We start from the raw sequence: 16125 nt of genomic DNA, 5'->3' as shown, positions 1-16125 counted from the left end.
CGGGGCTGTCAGGGCCCGGCGCCTATTTATCGCAGAACTCAGTTACCGCTCGAGTTCAGCGCTTCGGTCAGTGCAGCTTCCACTTCACTGGCGCTAACGCGCAACGGTTTGTCAGCTTCACGGCGACGCTTACGCTCGCTGTGATAAGCCAAACCGGTACCGGCCGGGATCAAACGACCCACAACCACGTTTTCTTTCAGGCCGCGCAGGTAATCGCGCTTGCCGGTTACCGCCGCTTCGGTCAGTACGCGGGTAGTCTCTTGGAAAGAGGCTGCCGAGATGAACGATTCGGTGGACAACGACGCCTTGGTGATACCCAGCAACACTCGAGTGAACTTGGAAACGAATTTCTCGTCCGCGCTCAAACGCTCGTTCTCGACCAAAACGTGAGTCAGCTCCATCTGGTCGCCCTTGATGAAAGTGGAATCGCCAGATTCAGCGATTTCAACTTTACGCAGCATCTGACGCAGGATGGTCTCGATGTGCTTATCGTTGATCTTCACGCCTTGCAGACGATAAACGTCCTGGATCTCGTTGACGATGTACTTGGCCAGCGCACTCACACCCAGCAGACGCAGGATGTCGTGTGGATCGCTCGGACCGTCGGAGATAACTTCGCCGCGGTTTACCTGTTCGCCTTCGAAGACGTTCAGGTGACGCCACTTCGGAATCAGCTCTTCGTACGGATCGCTACCGTCGTTCGGGGTAATGACCAGACGGCGCTTGCCTTTGGTCTCTTTACCGAACGCGATGGTGCCGCTGACTTCAGCCAGAATCGAGGCTTCTTTCGGACGACGAGCTTCGAACAAGTCGGCAACACGCGGCAGACCACCGGTGATGTCACGGGTTTTCGAAGTTTCTTGCGGGATACGAGCGATAACATCACCGATCGCGATCTGCGCACCATCCGCAACGCCGACCAGGGCGTTGGCTGGCAGGAAGTACTGAGCCGGTACGTCGGTACCTGGCAACAGCAGATCCTTGCCATCCATGCCTACCATCTTCACGGCAGGACGGATGTCTTTGCCGGCAGCTGGACGGTCTTTGGCGTCGAGTACTTCAATGTTGGTCATACCGGTCAATTCGTCAGTCTGACGCTTGATCGTGATGCCTTCTTCCATGCCCACGTAGGTCACGGTACCTTTCATTTCGGTAACGATTGGGTGAGTGTGCGGATCCCACTTGGCCACGATTGCGCCAGCGTCGACCTTGTCACCCTCTTTCACCGAAATCACAGCACCGTACGGCAGCTTGTAACGCTCACGCTCACGACCGAAGTCATCCGCGATTGCCAGCTCACCGGAACGGGACACAGCCACCAGGTGACCATCCACCCGCTCAACGTGCTTCAGGTTGTGCAGACGGACAGTACCGCCATTCTTCACCTGAACGCTGTCAGCAGCAGAGGTCCGGCTCGCCGCACCACCAATGTGGAACGTACGCATCGTCAGCTGTGTACCTGGCTCACCGATCGACTGAGCAGCGATAACGCCGACAGCTTCACCAATGTTCACCTGGTGACCACGAGCCAAGTCACGGCCGTAGCACTTGGCGCAGATGCCGTAGCGGGTTTCGCAGCTGATCGGCGAACGAACGATTACTTCGTCGATGCTGTTCAGCTCGATGAACTCGACCCACTTCTCATCGACCAGAGTGCCGGCAGGAACGATAACGTCCTCAGTACCTGGCTTGAATACGTCGCGAGCAATTACACGACCCAACACGCGCTCACCCAACGGCTCTACAACGTCGCCGCCTTCGATGTGCGGAGTCATCACCAGACCGTGTTCGGTGCCGCAGTCGATCTCGGTAACAACCAGATCCTGCGCCACGTCTACCAGACGACGAGTCAGGTAACCGGAGTTCGCAGTTTTCAACGCGGTATCCGCCAGACCTTTACGAGCACCGTGAGTAGAGATGAAGTACTGAAGTACGCTCAAACCTTCACGGAAGTTCGCAGTAATCGGCGTTTCAATGATGGAACCGTCCGGCTTGGCCATCAGACCACGCATACCGGCGAGCTGACGGATCTGCGCAGCAGAACCCCGTGCGCCCGAGTCGGCCATCATGTACATCGAGTTGAAGGACTCTTGGTCGACTTCGACGCCGTGACGGTCGATAACCTTCTCTTTCGAGAGGTTCGACATCATCGCCTTGGAAACTTCGTCGTTCGCCTTGGACCAAAGGTCGATCACTTTGTTGTACTTCTCGCCCTGGGTTACCAGGCCGGAGGCGTACTGACTTTCGATCTCTTTCACTTCGTCGGTAGCAGCACCGATGATGGCCGCTTTTTCATCAGGGATAACGAAGTCGTTAACACCAATGGAAACGCCGGAAATGGTCGAATAGGCAAAACCGGTGTACATCAACTGGTCAGCGAAGATCACGGTCTCTTTCAAACCAACCACGCGATAGCACTGGTTGATCAGTTTGGAGATCGCCTTTTTCTTCATCGGCAGGTTGACGACGTCGAAGGACAGGCCTTTTGGCACAACCTGGAACAACAGCGCACGGCCGACAGTGGTGTCGACGATACGGGTGTTGGTCACGCTGCCACCGTCACGATCGTTTACGGTTTCGTTGATCCGAACTTTGACTTTGGCATGCAGCGCGGCTTCGCCGGCGCGGAATACACGGTCAACTTCTTGCAGATCCGCGAACACACGACCTTCGCCTTTGGCGTTGATCGCTTCACGAGTCATGTAGTACAGACCCAATACAACGTCCTGCGACGGCACGATGATTGGCTCACCGTTGGCTGGCGACAGAATGTTGTTGGTCGACATCATCAACGCACGCGCTTCCAACTGGGCTTCCAGTGTCAGCGGTACGTGCACGGCCATTTGGTCGCCGTCGAAGTCGGCGTTGTACGCAGCACAGACCAGTGGGTGCAGCTGGATCGCCTTACCTTCGATCAGTACTGGCTCAAACGCCTGGATACCCAGACGGTGAAGGGTCGGAGCACGGTTGAGGAGTACCGGGTGTTCGCGAATTACTTCAGCAAGAACGTCCCAAACCTCTGGCAGCTCGCGCTCAACCATTTTCTTCGCGGCTTTGATGGTGGTGGCCAGGCCACGCATTTCCAACTTGCCGAAAATGAACGGTTTGAACAGCTCGAGAGCCATTTTCTTCGGCAGACCGCACTGGTGCAGACGCAGGGTCGGACCTACGGTAATTACCGAACGACCGGAGTAGTCAACACGCTTACCGAGCAGGTTCTGACGGAAACGACCTTGCTTACCCTTGATCATGTCAGCCAGGGATTTCAGAGGACGCTTGTTGGAACCAGTGATAGCGCGGCCACGACGACCGTTGTCGAGCAGGGCGTCGACGGCTTCCTGCAACATACGCTTTTCGTTGCGCACGATGATGTCCGGAGCGGACAGATCAAGCAGGCGCTTCAAGCGGTTGTTACGGTTGATCACTCGACGATACAGATCGTTGAGGTCGGAAGTCGCGAAACGACCGCCATCCAGCGGGACCAGTGGACGCAGATCTGGCGGCAGAACCGGCAGAACGGTCAGCACCATCCACTCTGGCAGGTTGCCGGAACCCTGGAAGGCTTCCATCAACTTCAGACGCTTGGACAGCTTCTTGATTTTGGTTTCGGAGTTGGTTTGCGGAATCTCTTCACGCAGACGGCCAATCTCGTGCTCCAGATCGATAGCGTGCAGCAGCTCACGGACAGCCTCGGCACCCATGCGGGCGTCGAAATCATCACCGAACTCTTCCAGCGCTTCGAAGTACTGCTCGTCGTTCAGCAGCTGACCTTTTTCAAGGGTGGTCATGCCTGGATCGATAACGACATAGCTCTCGAAGTAGAGAACGCGTTCGATATCACGCAGGGTCATGTCCATCAGCAAACCGATACGGGACGGCAGCGATTTCAGGAACCAGATGTGGGCGACAGGCGATGCCAGTTCGATGTGCGCCATGCGCTCACGACGAACCTTGGCCAGCGCAACTTCAACGCCGCACTTCTCGCAGATCACACCACGATGCTTCAAGCGCTTGTACTTACCGCACAGGCACTCGTAATCCTTTACCGGGCCAAAGATCTTGGCGCAGAACAGGCCGTCACGCTCAGGCTTGAACGTACGGTAGTTGATGGTTTCCGGCTTTTTAACTTCACCGAAGGACCACGAACGGATCATCTCAGGCGATGCCAATCCGATACGGATGGCGTCGAACTCTTCGACTTGACCCTGGTTTTTCAGCAAATTCAGTAGGTCTTTCAAGGCCTTTCCTCCTGGCGGAGCAGAGAGCGGGCAATCCTGCCCCGCTCTCGATTCGCGTCACGTGTTATTCGGTTTCCAGATCGATATCGATGCCGAGGGAACGAATTTCCTTGATCAACACGTTGAAGGACTCGGGCATGCCCGGCTCCATACGGTGATCGCCGTCCACGATGTTTTTGTACATCTTGGTCCGACCGTTCACATCGTCCGACTTCACTGTGAGCATTTCTTGCAGAGTGTATGCCGCGCCGTATGCTTCCAGCGCCCAGACCTCCATCTCCCCGAAACGCTGACCACCGAACTGTGCCTTACCACCCAGCGGTTGCTGGGTAACCAGGCTGTAAGAACCAGTAGAACGAGCGTGCATCTTGTCGTCTACCAAGTGGTTCAGCTTCAGCATGTACATGTAGCCAACGGTAACCGGACGCTCGAACTTGTTGCCGGTACGGCCGTCAGTCAGCTGCATCTGGCCGCTTTCTGGCAAGTCAGCCAGTTTCAGCATGGCCTTGATTTCGCTTTCCTTGGCACCGTCGAACACTGGAGTGGCCATCGGAACGCCGCCGCGCAGGTTCTTAGCCAGGTCCATGATCTCCTGGTCGGAGAAGGTGTCCAGCTCTTCGTTGCGACCGCCGATCTCGTTATAGATCTCGTGCAGGAACTTGCGCAGATCAGCGATCTTGCGCTGCTCTTCGATCATGCGGTTGATCTTCTCGCCCAGACCTTTGGCTGCGAGGCCCAGGTGGGTTTCAAGGATCTGACCGACGTTCATACGCGAAGGTACGCCCAACGGGTTGAGGACGACGTCGACCGGGGTGCCATTGGCATCGTGCGGCATGTCTTCAACCGGCATGATCACGGAGACCACACCCTTGTTACCGTGACGACCGGCCATCTTGTCGCCCGGCTGGATGCGACGACGGATTGCCAGGTAAACCTTGACGATTTTCAGCACACCTGGAGCAAGGTCATCGCCCTGCTGCAGTTTGCGCTTCTTGTCTTCGAACTTGTCGTCCAGCAGACGGCGGCGATCAACGATGTAGGCCTGGGCCTTCTCAAGCTGCTCGTTCAGAGCATCTTCAGCCATGCGCAGTTTGAACCACTGGCCATGCTCAAGACCGTCGAGAACTTCGTCGGTGATTTCCTGACCTTTCTTCAGACCGGCGCCGCCTTCGGCTTTGTGGCCGACCAGAGCGGAACGCAGACGTTCGAAAGTAGCGCCTTCAACGATACGGAACTCTTCGTTCAGGTCCTTGCGGATCTCGTCGAGCTGGGTCTTCTCGATCGACAGAGCACGAGCATCACGCTCGACACCGTCACGAGTGAAGACCTGTACGTCGATAACAGTACCTTTGGTGCCGGTAGGCACACGCAGGGAGGTGTCTTTAACGTCGCTGGCTTTTTCACCGAAGATGGCACGCAGCAGTTTTTCTTCCGGGGTCAGCTGAGTCTCGCCTTTCGGAGTGACCTTACCTACCAGAATGTCGCCTGCGCCAACTTCAGCACCTACGTAAACGATACCGGCTTCGTCCAGTTTGTTCAGTGCAGCTTCACCCACGTTCGGGATGTCTGCAGTGATTTCCTCTGGCCCAAGCTTGGTGTCACGCGCCACACAGGTCAGTTCCTGGATGTGGATCGTGGTGAAACGGTCTTCCTGAACCACACGCTCGGACAGGCAGATGGAGTCTTCGAAGTTGAAGCCGTTCCATGCCATGAACGCGATGCGCATGTTCTGACCCAGAGCCAGCTCACCCATATCGGTGGACGGGCCGTCGGCCATGATGTCGCTGCGCTGAACCCGATCACCCTTGCTCACCAGTGGACGCTGGTTGATGCAGGTGTTCTGGTTGGAACGGGTGTACTTGGTCAGGTTGTAGATGTCGACACCAGCTTCGCCGGTTTCAACTTCGTCATCAGCAACACGAACCACGATACGGCTAGCATCGACCGAGTCAATCACGCCGCCACGACGAGCCACGACGCAAACGCCGGAGTCACGAGCAACGTTGCGCTCCATGCCGGTACCGACCAACGGCTTGTCGGCACGCAGGGTCGGTACAGCCTGACGCTGCATGTTCGAACCCATCAACGCACGGTTGGCGTCATCGTGCTCGAGAAACGGGATCAGCGACGCAGCAACCGAAACTACCTGCTTCGGCGAAACGTCCATCAAGGTGACATCTTCCGGCGCCTTGACGGTGAACTCGTTCAAGTGACGAACAGCTACCAGCTCGTCGATCAGGACTTTCTTATCGTTCATCGTGGCCGAAGCCTGAGCGATCACGTGATCAGCTTCTTCGATGGCGGACAGGAACACGATCTCGTCAGTGACCAGAGCGTCCTTGACCACACGGTACGGACTCTCGAGGAAGCCGTACTGGTTGGTGCGCGCATAAGCGGCCAGGGAGTTGATCAGGCCGATGTTCGGACCTTCCGGCGTTTCAATCGGGCATACACGACCATAGTGAGTCGGGTGTACGTCACGAACTTCAAAGCCGGCGCGCTCACGAGTCAAACCGCCAGGGCCGAGTGCAGAGACACGACGCTTGTGGGTAATCTCGGACAGCGGGTTGTTCTGGTCCATGAACTGGGACAGCTGGCTGGAACCGAAGAACTCTTTCACCGCCGCAGCCACTGGCTTGGCGTTGATCAGGTCTTGCGGCATCAGGCCTTCGCTTTCAGCCATCGACAAACGCTCTTTGACCGCACGCTCAACACGCACCAGGCCAACGCGGAACTGGTTTTCAGCCATTTCGCCTACGCAGCGAACACGGCGGTTACCCAGGTGGTCGATGTCATCGACGATGCCTTTGCCGTTACGGATATCAACCAGAGTCTTGAGGACTGCGACGATATCTTCTTTGCACAACACGCCCGAACCTTCGATCTCGGTACGACCGATACGACGGTTGAACTTCATCCGGCCGACCGCAGACAGGTCATAGCGCTCAGGGCTGAAGAACAGGTTGTTGAACAGGGTCTCGGCAGCATCTTTGGTTGGCGGCTCGCCAGGACGCATCATGCGATAGATCTCGACCAGCGCTTCCAATTGGTTGCTGGTGGAGTCGATCTTCAGAGTGTCGGAGACGAACGGACCACAGTCGATATCGTTGGTGTACAGCGTCTCGATGCGAACGACCTGGGCCTTGGCAATTTTCGCCAGGATCTCGGTGTTCAGCTCGGTGTTGCACTCAGCCAGGATTTCGCCGGTTGCCGGATGCACGATGACCTTGGCGGTAGTGCGACCCAGGACATAGTCCAGAGGCACTTGCAGCTCTTTGATCCCGGCTTTTTCCAGCTGATTGATGTGACGAGCGGTGATACGACGACCCTGCTCGACAATAACCTTGCCTTTGTCATCCTGAATATCGAGAACAGCAATTTCACCACGCAGGCGCTGAGGCACCAGCTCCAGGTTGAGGCTTTCACCCTGCACATGGAATACGTTGGTGGTGTAGAACGCGTCGAGCACTTGTTCAGTGGTATAGCCAAGCGCACGCAGCAGTACCGATGCAGGCAGCTTGCGACGACGGTCGATACGCACGAACACGCAGTCTTTCGGGTCGAACTCGAAGTCCAGCCACGAACCGCGGTAAGGAATGATCCGCGCGGAGTACAGCAGTTTACCGGAGCTGTGCGTCTTGCCGCGGTCGTGGTCGAAGAACACGCCCGGGGAACGGTGCAACTGGGAAACGATTACGCGCTCGGTACCGTTGATTACGAAGGTACCGTTCTCAGTCATCAGGGGGATTTCACCCATGTAGACTTCTTGCTCTTTGATGTCCTTGATCGCTTTGTTCGACGATTCTTTGTCGAAAATGATCAGACGAACTTTTACCCGCAAAGGTACGGCGTACGTGACACCGCGCAGCACGCATTCTTTGACATCAAATGCCGGTTCGCCCAAGCGATAACCGACGTACTCCAGCGCAGCATTGCCGGAGTAGCTGATGATCGGGAAAACGGATTTGAAGGCCGCATGCAGGCCCACGTCGCGGAACTGATCTTTAGTCGCTCCCGCTTGCAAGAATTCACGATACGAATCCAGCTGGATGGCCAGGAGGTACGGCACATCCATGACGTCCGGCAACTTGCTAAAGTCCTTGCGGATACGTTTTTTCTCAGTATATGAGTAAGCCATCAGCGTTCCCCAGCTTGGTCACCTGCTTGTTTGGCCCCTCCCGACGGGAGCAGCCAGAAAATCTTGCAAACCCCATGGTTTGCGCCACCGCATCGGGTGGTTACAGCACGTTAGTGGCGACGACCGAGTCGATTGCCAATAACGGAAAAAGGCCGGTGGCAAGAGCCACCAGCCATCAGCCTTCCGCTTAACGCTTGGGCTGGAGACGCAAAGTCGATGCTTACTTCAGCTCGACTTTAGCGCCTGCTTCTTCCAAGGTAGCCTTGGCTTTGTCAGCAGCGTCTTTAGCTACAGCTTCCAGAACCATGCCTGGAGCGCCGTCAACTACAGCCTTGGCTTCTTTCAAGCCCAGACCGGTCAGCTCACGTACAGCCTTGATCACGTTAACTTTCTTCTCGCCAGCTTCAAGCAGCATGACGTTGAATTCGGTTTGCTCTTCAGCAACGGCAGCAGCAACAGCTGGGCCAGCGGAAGCAGCAGCAGCGGTAACGCCGAATTTTTCTTCGAAAGCTTTGATCAGCTCAACAACCTGAATAACGGACATTTCAGCTACGGCGTTGAGGATATCGTCTTGAGAGATAGACATGACTCTAATTCCTGATTTGGGGACGGCCTACGCGACCATCGAAATAAACAAAAAAGCGCGAAAGGAAGTGCTCAGCCTTAGGCTGCAACAGCTTCTTTTTGGTCGCGAATAGCCGCCAGAGTACGAGCCAACTTGCTGGTAGCGCCTTGAATCACGCTCATCAGCTGGGAAATTGCTTCGTCACGGGTCGGCAGAGTTGCCAGTACGTCGATCTGATTAGCTGCGAGGAACTTGCCCTCGAACGCAGCTGCCTTGATCTCGAACTTGTCCTGACCTTTGGCGAATTCCTTGAACAAACGGGCAGCAGCGCCAGGATGTTGGTTGGAGAACGCGATCAAGGTCGGGCCAGTGAACACGTCGTTGAGAACACTGTATTCAGTGTCAGCAACAGCGCGCTTGAGCAGGGTGTTACGTACAACACGTACGTAAACGCCAGCTTCACGAGCCTCTTTACGGAGTCCGGTCATCGCGCCTACTGTTACGCCACGGGCATCAGCCACGACAGCGGACAGAGCGACTTTGGCAGCCTCGTTGACTTCAGCGACGATGGCCTTCTTGTCTTCGAGTTTAATTGCCACGGGTTTAACTCCTGCTTGTTACCGTTTCATCCAGTCGAGACCGGATGTCGTTTTGGTGTCTGATTCGGTAAGGAACCGGGAGCACCATCTGCGTAGGCTTGAGGTTTAAGACTTGCGTCGCCTACGGTCTTGGATAGCCCCCGCCAGGCAGGGACCCCAATCTTTCAATTGGCGCGATCTCTCACGCCAATTTGTGTCTTATACGTCCAGCGAACCTTGGTCGATGACCAGACCTGGGCCCATGGTGGTGCTCAGGGTAACGCGCTTGACGTAGATGCCTTTCGAGGAGGCCGGCTTGATACGCTTCAGATCAGCGATCAGGGCTTCAACGTTTTCCTTCAGCTTGACGGCGTCGAAACCGACCTTGCCAACGGAAGTGTGAATGATGCCGTTCTTGTCGGTGCGATAACGAACCTGACCAGCCTTGGCGTTTTTAACCGCGGTAGCGACGTCTGGAGTAACAGTACCGACTTTAGGGTTAGGCATCAGGCCACGTGGACCGAGGATCTGACCCAGCTGACCAACAACGCGCATTGCATCCGGGGAAGCAATAACGACGTCATAGTTCAGGTCGCCACCCTTCATTTCAGCAGCCAGATCGTCCATACCTACGCGATCAGCGCCGGCAGCCAGAGCAGCTTCAGCGGCTGGGCCCTGGGTGAAAACAGCAACGCGAACGGTCTTGCCAGTGCCGTGCGGCAGCACAGTAGCGCTACGAACAACCTGGTCGGATTTACGCGGGTCAACACCCAGGTTTACAGCGACGTCAACCGACTCGCTGAACTTGACAGTCGACAGCTCGGTCAGCAGAGCAGCGGCATCTACAAAGTTGTAGGCCTTGCCTGCTTCGATTTTGCCGGCGATAGCCTTTTGACGCTTGGTCAACTTAGCCATTACACACCCTCCACGTTAAGGCCCATGCTACGAGCAGAACCGGCGATAGTACGCACGGCTGCTTCCATATCAGCTGCAGTCAGATCCGCGTTTTTGGTTTTCGCGATTTCTTCCAGCTGAGCACGAGTCACGGTGCCAACCTTAACGGTGTTCGGACGAGCGGAACCGCTAGTCAGACCAGCAGCCTTCTTCAGCAGAACCGAAGCTGGGGTGCTTTTAGTTTCGAAAGTGAAGCTGCGGTCACTGTAAACAGTGATGATCACAGGAGTCGGCAGACCTGGCTCAAGACCCTGAGTACGGGCGTTGAATGCCTTGCAGAATTCCATGATGTTCACGCCGTGCTGACCCAGAGCCGGGCCGACGGGTGGACTTGGGTTGGCCTGTGCGGCCTTCACTTGCAGCTTGATGTAAGCAGTAATCTTCTTAGCCATGAGGCACTCCAATTACGGGTTCAAACGCCTGAAAAGGCTCCCCGGTTACTTGCGCGTTTATCCCAGTGACGACAAAACCCCACAGCCTAGGGCTGCGGGGGTATGGGATGCTTGTTCAGTTATGCCTTTTCGACCTGACTGAACTCTAACTCTACCGGAGTAGAGCGACCGAAAATGAGCACTGCCACTTGGATCCGGCTCTTTTCGTAGTTAACTTCTTCGACAGTACCGTTGAAATCAGCAAACGGACCATCTGTGACGCGCACCACTTCACCCGGCTCGAACAACGTCTTCGGCTTCGGCTTGTCGCTACCATCAGCAACACGACGCAGAATGGCTTCAGCCTCTTTGTCGGTGATCGGCGCGGGCTTGTCGGCGGTTCCGCCGATGAAACCCATCACACGAGGAGTATCCTTGACCAAGTGCCAAGTACCCTCATTCATATCCATCTGAACCAGCACATAGCCTGGAAAGAACTTGCGCTCGCTTTTGCGTTTCTGGCCATTACGCATTTCAACCACTTCTTCAGTGGGAACCAGAATTTCGCCAAAGCCTTCTTCCATGCCAGCCAGCTTCACACGCTCGATCAACGAGCGCATGACATGCTTCTCGTAACCCGAGTAAGCATGCACAACGTACCAACGCTTAGCCACGGGACACCCTTAGCCAACAATCAAGGAAACAAGCCAGCCGAGCAGGGAGTCAAGCCCCCACAACAGCAACGCCATAACCAGAACAACAGCCACAACAATCAACGTGGTCTGCGTGGTTTCTTGGCGAGTTGGCCATACGACTTTACGAATTTCGGTGCGAGCTTCCTTAACCAGTACAAAGAAAGACTTGCCCTTGACAGTCTGCAGGCCTACAAAGGCAGCTACAGCAGCAATGACGAGCAACACGAGTACGCGGTACAGGATCGGCGAACCGGAGTAATACTGATTACCCACAACACCGACAACCACCAAAGCGACTACTACAAGCCACTTAAGCAGATCGAAGCGAGAACCTTGAGCTTCAGCCTTGGGTGTCATCTAAGAAAATCCTGTGAAAAGAAAGCCAGACACACCGAGTGAATCTGGCAGGTCAGGAGGGAATCGAACCCCCAACCTACGGTTTTGGAGACCGTCGCTCTGCCAATTGAGCTACTGACCTAAAAACAAAATCAGGCCGACCATTATGTCGGCCCGACAAAGATACTTCAACAACTTACTCGATGACTTTTGCCACGACACCGGCGCCGACGGTACGACCGCCCTCACGAATGGCGAAACGCAAACCATCTTCCATTGCAATGGTCTTGATCAGGGTAACGGTCATCTGAACGTTATCACCCGGCATCACCATTTCAACGCCTTCCGGCAATTCGCAATTACCGGTCACATCAGTCGTACGGAAGTAGAACTGCGGACGGTAACCCTTGAAGAATGGGGTATGACGACCACCCTCCTCCTTGCTCAGAACGTAAACCTCAGCAACAAACTTGGTGTGAGGCTTCACGCTACCTGGCTTGACCAAAACCTGACCACGCTCAACGTCGTCACGCTTGGTACCACGCAGCAGAACACCACAGTTCTCGCCAGCACGACCTTCGTCGAGCAACTTGCGGAACATCTCAACACCCGTACAAGTGGTCTTGATAGTATCACGCAGACCAACAATCTCGATCTCTTCCTGAATCTTGACGATTCCGCGCTCGATACGCCCAGTCACAACAGTACCGCGACCAGAAATAGAGAACACATCCTCGATCGGCATCAGGAACGGCTTGTCAATTGCACGAACCGGCTCAGGAATATAGCTATCCAGAGTCTCAACGAGCTTACGAACCGCAGTGGTACCCATCTCGTTGTCATCTTGGCCGTTCAGAGCCATCAAAGCGGAACCGATGATAATCGGAGTGTCGTCGCCTGGGAAATCGTAAGTGCTCAGCAGATCACGCACTTCCATCTCAACCAGCTCCAGCAGCTCAGCATCGTCAACCATGTCAGCCTTATTCAGGAAGACAACGATGTACGGAACGCCAACCTGACGAGACAACAGGATGTGCTCACGAGTCTGCGGCATAGGACCATCAGCGGCCGAGCAAACCAGGATCGCGCCATCCATCTGGGCAGCGCCGGTGATCATGTTTTTTACGTAGTCAGCGTGACCCGGGCAGTCAACGTGTGCGTAGTGACGCACAGCCGAGTCATATTCAACGTGAGCGGTATTGATGGTGATACCGCGAGCTTTTTCTTCCGGGGCGCTATCGATCTTGTCGAAGTCAACTTTTGCCGAACCGAAAACCTCGGAGCAGACACGAGTCAGCGCAGCGGTCAGCGTGGTCTTACCGTGGTCGACGTGACCAATGGTACCTACGTTGACGTGCGGCTTATTACGTTCGAACTTTTCCTTAGCCATCGAAATCACCCTCAGGAGAAGAATTGAGCTAGCTACATCAACCATTAAAACAAAGGCAGATATTTTCATATCTGCCTTGTTATATGGAGCTCTTGAGCGGATTTGAACCGCTGACCTCACCCTTACCAAGGGTGTGCTCTACCAACTGAGCTACAAGAGCGAAACACTGTGCACAAACAGCAAACTTGGAGCGGGTAGCGGGAATCGAACCCGCATCATCAGCTTGGAAGGCTGAGGTTCTACCACTAAACTATACCCGCGGAGCTTGCAGCTCACGCTTAAAATATGGTGGAGGGGGAAGGATTCGAACCTTCGAAGTCGTAGACGTCAGATTTACAGTCTGATCCCTTTGGCCGCTCGGGAACCCCTCCTAAGCGAGGCAGCATTCTATACTATGCTGCCCTTCTGTCAAGCATTTTCTCATTAAAAACCTGAGGTTAGCTGCATGACCTTCTGCTTCGCCGCTAACACCTCAAGAGGTGTTCACTGCGGAGCGGGCGCCATTCTATGCAAACTATTCGACAGTTGCAATGCCTTCGCACGGCATTATTTTATGTTTTAACTCATTGAATTCTTTGGAAAGGTTTTGCAGAAGCATATCGTCCGCCAGATGCCGGCTTTCTGGCTCCACACGCAGCCAATAACCGGCGGAATCAGCAAGGTTGAGTAACTGCGGCCGGACCTTGATATCCATACCACTCAACCGCTGCTCGAGTGCCTGAGCAGCTTCCTGACGAGCAAAGCCCCCCACATAAAGGCAATTGCTATCCATATCAGCCGACCGCCCCTTGTCGCGCCTCGCCACCGCATCAGCCGACTCGCTCAGCAAACGGATATCCTGCTGCGAACCACGATACAAGGTAAGCGGCATCACCTCTTTTGCCCGCAAAGGTGCCTCCTGCTGATGCCAGACGTAATAGAACCCATTGAGAACCAGCAACAACAGAAACAACCAACGCATAAAAACCTCAGGACAAGGGACACGCCATAGCCAAGCCTACAAATACAAGATCCGGGACAACCCTGGCCCCCGGCACAACCTCTGAAACCAGCCCCGCATCACCACCCGTGAGGAACACCGTGAAATTATTCTGCCCCCAATAGTTGCGCGCCAGCTCCAGCTGAGTCAGGACGAAGCCTCTCAACATCAATGAGCAACCGCGCTCAACCGCTTCGACCGTTGTAATACCCGGCACCAGCTTTTCCAATGCCCGCTCAGCTGCAAGGTCGTCATAACGGATTCGCCGTGTATGGGTGCGCAACTGGTTACGCATCAACGGCATTCCTGGACAGATGAATCCGCCCAGGTGCTCGCCATCCGCTGCAATAAAGTCAGCTGTCACTGCAGTGCCAAAATCGAGCACCAGACAAGCTCCAGACGCGAGATGGAACCCACCGAGCATCGCAAGCCACCGATCGAGACCTAACCTCTCGTACTCCTTATAACCGTTTCGAACCCCCGACATCTCACGAGCCGGCGCCGCGCAGGCAACAGATACCCCGAACGAGTCAACCAATGAAGAGATAAGCGCGCGAGTCTCTTCATTGGTCCGGACACTGACTAACCGACAGCGCGTCAGGAGCAACCCGTCACACTTATGCAAGCTGTCCAGCAGAGCGAGATCCGAATCAACCACACCCTCGGCAAATACACGAGCCGCATCAGCAAGAAGCACACGCCACTTGATGAAGCTATTACCGCAGTCGAGCTCAAGAATCATTGCGCAACCTCAAGCTGAGCTCACCGCCACTGAATACTTTTTCCACGCCACCCACCTTCAAACGTAACCCGCCCTGCCGATCGATGCCCATTACAATTCCATCAATCTGGTTAACTCCAGCGATCAACGAAACTGCGCGTCCTTGCCATAGATGGTTCTGCTCCCATTCCGCCTGGATAGCGGCAAAGCCCGAATCCTGATGGAGACTCAAATACTTCTGAAGCATCCCCCCCAGGCTAGCAACCAGGTGATTGCGATCGAAAGCCTTGCCCGCCTCGAGGCGCATCGAGGTCCATTGCTGATCGACCTCCTCAGTCATCTGCATGTTCACGTTAATCCCTACACCCAAGACGACGTGGCACACATCAGCAGGATCGCCAACCAACTCCAATAGTATCCCGGCAATCTTTTTCTGACCGACTAGAACGTCATTTGGCCACTTCAGACCCGCCTCCAGCACTCCCAACTCACGCAAGGTCTGCATTACAGCCAAACCAACGACGAGACTGAGCCCCTCAAGTTGTCGCATACCGCCATCTATACGCAGTACCAGACTGTAATAAATGTTTTCTGCGAAAGGACTTGCCCACTTTCGACCCCGCCGCCCCCTACCAGCAGTCTGTCTCTCTGCAAGCACAACAAACGGCGCAGGCAGCCCCCTCTCGATGGAGCGCAGGGCCTCTGCGTTAGTGGAGTCAATAGAGTCGAAAATCATCACCGGCCACGCACAATCCGGCGCTTGTCCGGCGATCTCGGCAGGATTTAGAAGCGTCAGCGGTGTAGCCAATTGATAGCCACGACCACGCACCTTGTGAATGGATAGATTCAGGTCGGCCTCTAAATGCTGAAGCTGCTTCCACACAGCACTGCGACTAATGCCCAAAGCAGCACCAAGCGCTTGTCCCGAGTGAAATCGACCGTCCTTCAGAAGCTTTAACAACGTCAGCATGCGCATCCCGCCTCACAATGAGGCACGCATGATAGCCATGCCTAGAGCCGTTGCATAGAAAACGCAAGACTGTGAGCTTCTTGCGCGCAAAAACAAAACCCCTACCTGCGTACGCAGATAGGGGTTTCGGAAGTTAATCTTGACGATGACCTACTCTCACATGGGGAAACCCCACACTACCATCGGCGAT

The 16125-nt window shown here is 55.1% G+C and carries 12 protein-coding genes and 4 tRNA genes; all 16 read right to left on the bottom strand.

What is annotated here, in order from left to right; translation table 11 throughout:
• Positions 1-38 precede the first annotated feature (38 nt).
• Positions 39-4238 (bottom strand): DNA-directed RNA polymerase subunit beta', encoded by a 4200-nt coding sequence (rpoC, locus tag AC07VR_RS21330; protein ID WP_494994967.1) that lies wholly within the window; start codon positions 4236-4238, stop codon positions 39-41.
• Between the two features lie 64 nt (positions 4239-4302).
• Entirely contained in the window at positions 4303-8376 is a 4074-nt protein-coding gene (rpoB, locus tag AC07VR_RS21325; protein ID WP_494994966.1) for a DNA-directed RNA polymerase subunit beta, read from the bottom strand.
• A 220-nt stretch (positions 8377-8596) separates the two neighbouring features.
• The gene (rplL, locus tag AC07VR_RS21320; protein WP_494994965.1) at positions 8597-8962 is read right to left on the bottom strand and encodes a 50S ribosomal protein L7/L12; all 366 of its coding nucleotides are present in this window, start codon (positions 8960-8962) and stop codon (positions 8597-8599) included.
• A 77-nt stretch (positions 8963-9039) separates the two neighbouring features.
• Positions 9040-9540 carry a 50S ribosomal protein L10 gene (gene rplJ, locus AC07VR_RS21315; protein WP_095147408.1) on the bottom strand — a complete coding sequence of 167 codons (501 nt, stop codon included), beginning with the start codon at positions 9538-9540 and terminating at the stop codon, positions 9040-9042.
• 198 nt (positions 9541-9738) lie between these two features.
• Entirely contained in the window at positions 9739-10434 is a 696-nt protein-coding gene (gene rplA, locus AC07VR_RS21310) for a 50S ribosomal protein L1 (RefSeq protein WP_003232403.1), read from the bottom strand.
• The gene (gene rplK / locus AC07VR_RS21305; protein WP_007933726.1) at positions 10434-10865 is read right to left on the bottom strand and encodes a 50S ribosomal protein L11; all 432 of its coding nucleotides are present in this window, start codon (positions 10863-10865) and stop codon (positions 10434-10436) included. The genes rplA and rplK overlap by 1 nt, the downstream gene beginning before the upstream one ends.
• A gap of 119 nt (positions 10866-10984) precedes the next feature.
• A complete protein-coding gene (gene nusG, locus AC07VR_RS21300; RefSeq protein WP_123573478.1) occupies positions 10985-11518 on the bottom strand; it encodes a transcription termination/antitermination protein NusG in 534 nt (177 codons plus the stop codon).
• Between the two features lie 9 nt (positions 11519-11527).
• Positions 11528-11896 (bottom strand): preprotein translocase subunit SecE, encoded by a 369-nt coding sequence (gene secE, locus AC07VR_RS21295; RefSeq protein WP_494994964.1) that lies wholly within the window; start codon positions 11894-11896, stop codon positions 11528-11530.
• Between the two features lie 45 nt (positions 11897-11941).
• Positions 11942-12017: transfer RNA gene (locus AC07VR_RS21290), tRNA-Trp, on the bottom strand.
• 54 nt (positions 12018-12071) lie between these two features.
• Complete coding sequence (gene tuf / locus AC07VR_RS21285; protein WP_150804250.1) at positions 12072-13265, bottom strand: elongation factor Tu; 1194 nt, start codon at positions 13263-13265, stop codon at positions 12072-12074.
• Positions 13266-13349: 84 nt separating this feature from the next.
• Positions 13350-13425: transfer RNA gene (locus AC07VR_RS21280), tRNA-Thr, on the bottom strand.
• Positions 13426-13451: 26 nt separating this feature from the next.
• Positions 13452-13525: transfer RNA gene (locus AC07VR_RS21275), tRNA-Gly, on the bottom strand.
• A gap of 26 nt (positions 13526-13551) precedes the next feature.
• Positions 13552-13636: transfer RNA gene (locus tag AC07VR_RS21270), tRNA-Tyr, on the bottom strand.
• A gap of 143 nt (positions 13637-13779) precedes the next feature.
• A complete protein-coding gene (locus AC07VR_RS21265) occupies positions 13780-14226 on the bottom strand; it encodes a hypothetical protein (protein ID WP_494994963.1) in 447 nt (148 codons plus the stop codon).
• Between the two features lie 7 nt (positions 14227-14233).
• Positions 14234-14986, bottom strand: coding sequence for a pantothenate kinase (locus AC07VR_RS21260; RefSeq protein ID WP_494994962.1), 753 nt, complete (start codon positions 14984-14986; stop codon positions 14234-14236).
• Positions 14976-15935 (bottom strand): bifunctional biotin--[acetyl-CoA-carboxylase] ligase/biotin operon repressor BirA, encoded by a 960-nt coding sequence (gene birA / locus AC07VR_RS21255; RefSeq protein WP_494994961.1) that lies wholly within the window; start codon positions 15933-15935, stop codon positions 14976-14978. The genes AC07VR_RS21260 and birA overlap by 11 nt, the downstream gene beginning before the upstream one ends.
• Positions 15936-16125: the final 190 nt, after the last annotated feature.

Source organism: Pseudomonas sp. GW821-FHT02H09 (genome assembly GCF_059421425.1).
The sequence above is the reverse complement of the archived record's forward strand: the minus strand, read 5'-3'. Positions and strand labels throughout refer to the sequence as shown.

Bases quoted from the DNA above. Each gene is read 5' to 3' on its own strand.
- rpoB (WP_494994966.1), bottom strand. From the start codon at position 8,376: ATGGCTTACTCATATACTGAGAAAAAACGTATCCGCAAGGACTTTAGC.
- rplL (WP_494994965.1), bottom strand. From the start codon at position 8,962: ATGTCTATCTCTCAAGACGATATCCTCAACGCCGTAGCTGAAATGTCC.
- rplA (WP_003232403.1), bottom strand. From the start codon at position 10,434: ATGGCTAAGTTGACCAAGCGTCAAAAGGCTATCGCCGGCAAAATCGAA.
- rplK (WP_007933726.1), bottom strand. From the start codon at position 10,865: ATGGCTAAGAAGATTACTGCTTACATCAAGCTGCAAGTGAAGGCCGCA.
- secE (WP_494994964.1), bottom strand. From the start codon at position 11,896: ATGACACCCAAGGCTGAAGCTCAAGGTTCTCGCTTCGATCTGCTTAAG.
- tuf (WP_150804250.1), bottom strand. From the start codon at position 13,265: ATGGCTAAGGAAAAGTTCGAACGTAATAAGCCGCACGTCAACGTAGGT.
- AC07VR_RS21265 (WP_494994963.1), bottom strand. From the start codon at position 14,226: ATGCGTTGGTTGTTTCTGTTGTTGCTGGTTCTCAATGGGTTCTATTAC.
- AC07VR_RS21260 (WP_494994962.1), bottom strand. From the start codon at position 14,986: ATGATTCTTGAGCTCGACTGCGGTAATAGCTTCATCAAGTGGCGTGTG.
- birA (WP_494994961.1), bottom strand. From the start codon at position 15,935: ATGCTGACGTTGTTAAAGCTTCTGAAGGACGGTCGATTTCACTCGGGA.